This is a genomic window from Streptomyces sp. BF23-19, from assembly GCF_041106355.1.
In the GTDB taxonomy this organism is placed as follows: Bacteria; Actinomycetota; Actinomycetes; order Streptomycetales; family Streptomycetaceae; genus Streptomyces; species Streptomyces virginiae_A.
Genome location: NZ_JBGBPT010000103.1, coordinates 23,558 through 30,115, shown reverse-complemented (window position 1 = coordinate 30,115; position 6,558 = coordinate 23,558). Strand labels below are relative to the sequence as shown.

At 69.6% G+C, this 6,558-nt stretch carries 6 protein-coding genes and 1 tRNA gene; 2 read left to right on the top strand and 5 right to left on the bottom strand.

The genetic code is table 11. The annotated features are described in order from the left end of the window. Positions 1 to 2 precede the first annotated feature (2 nt). The 4 genes from AB8A24_RS37845 to AB8A24_RS37830 form a co-directional block, all read right to left on the bottom strand. Positions 3 to 75, bottom strand: a tRNA-His gene (locus tag AB8A24_RS37845). A gap of 106 nt (positions 76 to 181) precedes the next feature. After that, on the bottom strand, positions 182 to 784 hold the full coding sequence (gene orn / locus AB8A24_RS37840) for an oligoribonuclease (protein WP_030716146.1): 603 nt from the start codon (positions 782 to 784) through the stop codon (positions 182 to 184). A 105-nt stretch (positions 785 to 889) separates the two neighbouring features. Further along, positions 890 to 2,062 (bottom strand): helix-turn-helix domain-containing protein, encoded by a 1,173-nt coding sequence (locus AB8A24_RS37835; RefSeq protein ID WP_030716144.1) that lies wholly within the window; start codon positions 2,060 to 2,062, stop codon positions 890 to 892. A gap of 376 nt (positions 2,063 to 2,438) precedes the next feature. Next, positions 2,439 to 2,759 carry a hypothetical protein gene (locus AB8A24_RS37830; protein ID WP_328965970.1) on the bottom strand — a complete coding sequence of 107 codons (321 nt, stop codon included), beginning with the start codon at positions 2,757 to 2,759 and terminating at the stop codon, positions 2,439 to 2,441. Positions 2,760 to 3,205: 446 nt separating this feature from the next. Here AB8A24_RS37830 and AB8A24_RS37825 point away from each other — a divergent pair, with 446 nt between their 5' ends. After that, complete coding sequence (locus AB8A24_RS37825; protein ID WP_030716138.1) at positions 3,206 to 3,739, top strand: universal stress protein; 534 nt, start codon at positions 3,206 to 3,208, stop codon at positions 3,737 to 3,739. Between the two features lie 187 nt (positions 3,740 to 3,926). Continuing rightward, a complete protein-coding gene (locus AB8A24_RS37820; protein WP_328963286.1) occupies positions 3,927 to 4,496 on the top strand; it encodes a GPR1/FUN34/YaaH family transporter in 570 nt (189 codons plus the stop codon). Between the two features lie 200 nt (positions 4,497 to 4,696). On the opposite strand, the gene glmS is transcribed toward AB8A24_RS37820, so the two are convergent. Further along, a complete protein-coding gene (gene glmS / locus AB8A24_RS37815; RefSeq protein ID WP_030716132.1) occupies positions 4,697 to 6,514 on the bottom strand; it encodes a glutamine--fructose-6-phosphate transaminase (isomerizing) in 1,818 nt (605 codons plus the stop codon). Between the last annotated feature and the right edge of the window lie 44 nt (positions 6,515 to 6,558).

The following is a 6,558-nucleotide window of genomic DNA, read 5'->3' as shown; positions in this document are numbered from 1 at the left end:
AGGGTGAGTGACGGGACTTGAACCCGCGGCCACCTGGACCACAACCAGGTGCTCTACCAACTGAGCTACACCCACCATGTCCGGTCGGAAAACCGACCGGCCGAAGAAAAGGGTACAGGGTCCGGGAGGGTGCTCGCTCCACCCTTTTCCCGCACCCCCTCCGGAGGGTCGGCGCGGGGGTCTACGCGCCCGGCACCGTGTGCTTGGCGGCGATGCCGCGGGCCGTGTCCGAGTCGGGCCCGGGCTGCGGTACGAAGACCGCTTCCCGGTAGTAGCGCAGCTCGGTGATGGAGTCCTTGATGTCCGCCAGCGCCCGGTGGTTGCCGTTCTTCGGCGGGCTGTTGAAGTACGCCCGCGGGTACCAGCGGCGCGCCAGCTCCTTGACCGAGGACACGTCCACGATCCGGTAGTGCAGGTAACTCTCCAGCGCGGCCATGTCGCGCAGCAGGAAGCCGCGGTCGGTGCCGACCGAGTTTCCGCAGAGCGGCGCCTTGCGGGGTTCCTTCACGTGCTCCCGCACGTAGGCCAGGACCTGGGCCTCGGCATCCGCGAGGGTGGTCCCGCCGGCCAGCTCGTCGAGCAGGCCGGAGGCGGTGTGCATCTCGCGGACCACGTCGGGCATGGTCTCCAGGGCGGCGTCCGGCGGGCGGATCACGATGTCCACGCCTTCGCCGAGCACGTTGAGCTCCGAGTCGGTGACCAGTGCGGCCACCTCGATAAGTGCGTCGTCCGTCAACGAGAGCCCGGTCATCTCGCAGTCGATCCACACCATGCGATCGTTCATGTGTCCCACCTTATGCGGTCCCCCGGGGCGCGGACCGCATATGCGGAAGGTCCCCCATCGGCGGTGGCCGATGGAGGACCCTCGTGCGTCGTACTCAGCGCGCGGTCAGGCGTGTTCCCGCATGACCCGGCCCGGAGCGTAGAGCTCCGTCACCGTGGGACCCGAAGCGGCCAGTGCCGCCGCCGCCCGGTGGGGCTGCGGAGTGCGCTGGTGCGGAACCGGACCCGCGTTGATCTCGGCCACCTGTGCCACGTCGGCCTGCGGCCGGCGTGCCCGGTAGGCGGAGCGGTAGGCGGCCGGGGAGGATCCCAGCTGCCGCCGGAAGTGACCCCGCAGGGCGACCGGCGAGCGGAACCCGCAGCGTCCGGCGACCTCGTCGACCGAGTAGTCGGAGGTCTCCAGCAGTCGCTGTGCCTGGAGCACCCGCTGGGTGATCAGCCACTGGAGCGGGGCGCTGCCGGTGAGCGAGCGGAACCGCCGGTCGAAAGTGCGCCTGCTCATGTAGGCGCGGGCGGCCAGCGTCTCCACGTCGAACTGCTCGTGGAGGTGTTCCAGTGCCCACGCGACGACCTCGGCCAGCGGGTCGGCGCCGATCTCCTCCGGCAGCGACCGGTCGAGATAGCGTTCCTGGCCACCGGTCCGGCGCGGCGGCACGACGAGCCTGCGGGCCAGGGCCCCGGCCGCCTCGCTGCCGTGGTCCGTGCGCACGATGTGCAGGCACAGGTCGATTCCGGCCGCCGTGCCGGCGGACGTGAGCACGTCGCCGTCGTCGACGAACAGTTCGCGCGGATCGACATGGACGGACGGGTACCGCTTGGCCAGCGTCGGCGCGTACATCCAGTGCGTCGTCGCGGGCCGGCCGTCCAGCAGACCGGCGGCGGCGAGCACGAAGGCTCCCGTGCACAGTCCGACGATCCGGGCCCCCTCCTCGTGCGCCAGACGCAGTGCGTCGAGCGCCTCGGGCGGAGGCGGTGAAGTGATGGAGCGCCAGGCGGGAACGACGACCGTTCCTGCCCGGGCGATCGCCTCCAGCCCGTACGGCGCGGTCAGTTCGAGTCCGCCGGTGGTCCTGAGCGGACCGTCCTCACCGGCGCACACGAGCAATCGATAGCGTGGAACTCCCGCGTCCTGCCGGTCAATGCCGAACACGGAAAGTGGAATGGAGCTCTCGAAGATCGGTCCGCCGCTGAAGAGCAGCACCGCGACGATCTCCCTGCGGCGACGCCCCGCGAGCTTCCTGCCGGCGTCTGTGACGACGGCGGTGGAATCCTGGCTCATGGCGCTAAGCCCCCCTTGGGTGTCGCGACTCCTTGGTCTGGTCGCACCTGCACGTTTCCCCTCGGCCTTGCACGTGGATCCCCCGCCGTAAATACATGATCGAATCTACTGCGTCCCGTGGTGTCGGCGTGACAAGTTCAGCACGCAGCGCTATGTCGACTTCTCAACTTGGCGAAAAGCATTCGATCAGTAAGCGTTCCACTCCGCTACCCGAACGGGAAGCGTGGTCCCCGGCCATGGCCAGTACCTGTAGGGCCGGAACGCCCCCCGAGGCCTGTCGTCGCTGGTGGTGAGGGGGACGGTGGGACATTCCGGCAAGGAGGGCACCCTGCCGGGAAGTTGGCTGAAAACATGCGTGTGTGGGTGTGCGAATGAGTCAGTCCTGCGGGGAGAGGGGGCCGGAGCCCCGGCAACCGCGGTGGTTCCCGGCGGCGGCGCGCGAGTGCCGGCCGCGGTGGGCCGGTGGAAGGGACTCCTCCGCCCGCAGTCGGGCCGCGGCCCGCTGGTTCTTCTCCGAGTGGCGCAACAGGATCCGGCACGCGGCGGTCACGGCGAGCAGGCCGAGGGTGGCGACGGCGGCCCCGCCGTAGGAGGTTCCGTAGACGACGAGGACCACGGGGACGAGCAGGCAGCTGAAGGCCGCCCAGCGCACGACGTCACCCGCGGGGTCGTCGTGGGGGTGTCCGGCGGAACGCACGGACGGGTGAAGGGCGGAGCGGGCGGACGGCGTGAAGTGCGGGGCGGGGTCGGCGTTCTGGAGGGACCGGACGGACTGCGTCGGCTGAGCTGGCTGGACGGGGTGAACCGGATGACCGGGCACGGCGTACTCCCTGCGGGCTCTTACCTGAAGGTCGGACGCATGTCCCAACGCCCGGCGGCGGGGCTCGGTCACTGCGCCAACGGGTGGCGATGGCCGCTCTCGTCACTGGCTGTAGGGGACAGGGGTCATTGCCAAGGCGCGCTCGCTCCGGCATGCTCCCTGGGACGCTCTCCAAGGGCGGCATGCCCTGTGCAGGATAGGAGTGTCGCCGTACCCTGGTGGGTATGGGCTTGGGAAGATGCTTCCCGGACAGAGCTCCGTCACACTGCGTCGCCGATTTCGCCCCTGTTGCTTCCTCCAAGGACCTCTTCGCCGAGACATTCATGGCCGGTCACGAATTCTCCGAACCCGCGGACCGCAAGCGCAAACGCGTCGTCGACCCCTCGTCGGCCGCCGATCTGCGCGCGGTGGAACAGACACGCGTGCACTGCGATCCGGCCTTCCGGCACGGGGTCGTTGTGGGATTCGACGGATCCACTTCCAGTGAGCGTGCGCTCGCCTATGCGATCGGCATGGCCCGTCGCTCCGGATCCGGTCTGATCATCGTCCACGTCGCCAACCGGCTGCCCACCACGGTGTGGGCCGGTTGTGAGCCGCCCGTCTTCGTCGACGTGCCGGACCACCGCACCGAGGTGCTCGGGCTGGAGCTCGCCTGCGCGGACTATCTGTCCGAAGTGCCGTGGATCCTGGTCGAGCGCGGTGGTGACATCTGCCATGAGCTGGAGGAGGTCGGCCGGGAGTATTCGGCCGACGCCATCGTGGTCGGCTCCACGCACGGCATCGTGGGCCGGATCTTCGGATCGGTCGCCGGCCGACTGGCCAAGCGCGCACAGCGACCCGTCGTCGTCATTCCTTGACCGCCCCCGGGTCCGCCCGGATTTCGTGACGTTCCCTCGAGCGAGCGAGAGGATGACCGATCCGATCGCTCGCCGTTGTCGTTTCGTGACCGCCTGTTAAGTCGCTTGTGCGGTTGTGCCCCCGTGTAAAGGGTAGATAAATGCTGCTGGGACGCAGCAAACAACTGCAGATCGAAGGGAGCCCGCCGTGGACAATGGTGTCTCTGCGGGAAGCACGGCCTCGACTTCGACCCTCGGGAACATCGCCCTGGGTCTCACCCTTCTCGCATTCGGTATCGGCCACACCGGTGTCATCGACGGTGTGTCCGCTGCCAACTCCGCGTCGCTCGCGATGTACGTCGGCGGCGCGGCCCTGTTCCTCCTCGGTCTCCTGGAGTACCGCGGCGGCGACGGGTTCAACGGCACCGCGTTCGCGGGCCTCGGCATCTTCTGGTTCACCTGGGCCAAGGGCGCGGGCGGCTCGGTCTCCGACGAAGCCGCCGGAACGTTTCTTGTCCTGTTCGCGATGCTCGCGCTGACCCTCACGGTCGCCGCCGCGAGCGGTCTGTTCAGCCAGGGCGTCTACGCCCTGCTGACCCTGTCGCTGCTCCTGCTGGCGATAGGCGCGTTCGTGGACAACGGCACGCTCGCCAAGGCGGGCGGCTGGGTCGCCGCCGTCTCCGGACTGTTGGCCTGGTACGGCGCCACCGCGGCGCTGGCCCACTGGCCGATGGCCTTCGGCAAGGCCCGCAGCGGCGGCGCGGTCGCCGCGAGCTGACCGGCACCCCACCCGCGGCCCCCCGGACGATCCGGGGGGCCGTACGCGTGTGCCGGGGAACGGCGCCCGCTCGTCGGCGTCGCGGCACTGGACGTCCCCGAGCATCTCGTCGAGGTCGAGGCCACCGCCGTCGTCGACTGAACGGGGACGCCCCCGGGACCGTGGGTCCCGGGGGCGTTCGCGTGCGGTGAGCGGGGCGCCTACTCGACGGTGACCGACTTCGCCAGGTTGCGCGGCTTGTCGATGTCCCGGCCCATGGCCAGGGCCGTGTGGTACGCCAGCAGCTGGAGCGGGATGCCCATGAGGATCGGGTCCAGCTCGTCCTCGTTCTTCGGGACCACGATGGTGTGGTCCGCCTTCTCCTGCTCGCGGTGGGCGACCGCGAGGATCCGGCCGCTGCGGGCCTTGATCTCCTCCAGCGCCGCGCGGTTCTTCTCCAGCAGGTCGTCGTCGGGGACGATCGCGACCGTCGGGAGCGAGGGCTCGATGAGGGCGAGGGGGCCGTGCTTGAGCTCGGAGGCCGGGTAGGCCTCGGCGTGGATGTAGGAGATCTCCTTCAGCTTGAGGGAGGCCTCCAGCGCCACCGGGTAGCCGCGGACCCGGCCGATGAACATCATCGACTTGGCCTCGGCGTACTCGGCCGCCAGCTTCTTGATGTCCTCTTCGCCCTCGAGGATCTCCTGGATCTGCGCGGGCAGCTTGCGCAGGCCCTCGATGATCCGCTTGCCGTCGGTGACCGAGAGGTCCCGGATGCGGCCCAGGTGCACGGCGAGCAGCGCGAAGGCCACGACCGTGTTGGTGAAGCACTTGGTGGAGACGACGCAGACCTCGGGGCCGGCGTGCACGTACACGCCGCCGTCGGCCTCGCGGGCGATCGCGGAACCGACCACGTTGACCACGCCGAGGACGCGGGCGCCCTTGCGCTTGAGCTCCTGCACCGCGGCGAGCACGTCGTACGTCTCACCGGACTGGGAGACCGCGATGTAGAGGGTGTCGGGGTCGACGACCGGGTTGCGGTAGCGGAACTCGGAGGCCGGCTCGGCGTCCGCGGGGATCCGGGCCATGCCCTCGATGAGGCCGGCGCCGATGAGGCCCGCGTGGTACGAGGTGCCGCAGCCCAGGATCTTGACCCGGCGGATGCCGCGCGCCTCGCGCGGGTCCAGGTTCAGGCCGCCCAGGTGCACGGTGCTGAAGCGGTCGTCGATGCGGCCGCGCAGCACGCGGTCGACCGCGTCGGGCTGCTCGGAGATCTCCTTGTGCATGTAGGTGTCGTGGCCGCCCATGTCGTACGAGGCGGCCTCCCACTCCACGGTCTCCGGGGTGGCGTTGGTCGTCGTGCCGGAGGTCGTGTAGGTGCGGAAGTCGTCGGCCTTGATGGTGGCCATCTCGCCGTCGCCGAGGGTGACGACCTGGCGGGTGTGGGCGACCAGCGCGGCGACGTCCGAGGCGACGAACATCTCCTTCTCGCCGATGCCGAGCACCACGGGGGAGCCGTTGCGGGCGACGACGATGCGGTCGGGGAAGTCGGCGTGCATGACGGCGATGCCGTAGGTGCCGTCGATGACCTTGACCGCCTCGCGGACCTTCTCCTCCAGGGAGTCGGCCTCGGAGCGGGCGATCAGGTGGACGATGACCTCGGTGTCGGTCTCCGAGACGAAGACGACGCCCTCGGCCTCGAGCTTGGCGCGCAGCTCGGAGCAGTTGTCGACGATGCCGTTGTGGACGACGGCGACCTTGTTCTCCGGGTCCAGGTGCGGGTGCGAGTTGATGTCGCTCGGGGCGCCGTGCGTGGCCCAGCGGGTGTGGGCGATGCCGGTGGTGCCGGCGAAGCGCTTGGGAACGCGGGACTCCAGCTCGCGGACGCGGCCCTTGGCCTTGACGACCTTGAGGGCCGGGGCCTTCGGGGTGTTGACCACGATGCCCGCGGAGTCGTATCCGCGGTACTCGAGCCGCTGCAGGCCTTCCAGCAGCAGCGGTGCCACGTCACGCTTGCCGATGTAACCGACGATTCCACACATGCGGTTCTGCCCCTCCTGAAGTTCGGTTCTGTACTCGTCCGGTG

Bases quoted from the DNA above. Each gene is read 5' to 3' on its own strand.
- orn (WP_030716146.1), bottom strand. From the start codon at position 784: ATGAACGATCGCATGGTGTGGATCGACTGCGAGATGACCGGGCTCTCG.
- AB8A24_RS37835 (WP_030716144.1), bottom strand. From the start codon at position 2,062: ATGAGCCAGGATTCCACCGCCGTCGTCACAGACGCCGGCAGGAAGCTC.
- AB8A24_RS37825 (WP_030716138.1), top strand. From the start codon at position 3,206: ATGGCCGGTCACGAATTCTCCGAACCCGCGGACCGCAAGCGCAAACGC.
- glmS (WP_030716132.1), bottom strand. From the start codon at position 6,514: ATGTGTGGAATCGTCGGTTACATCGGCAAGCGTGACGTGGCACCGCTG.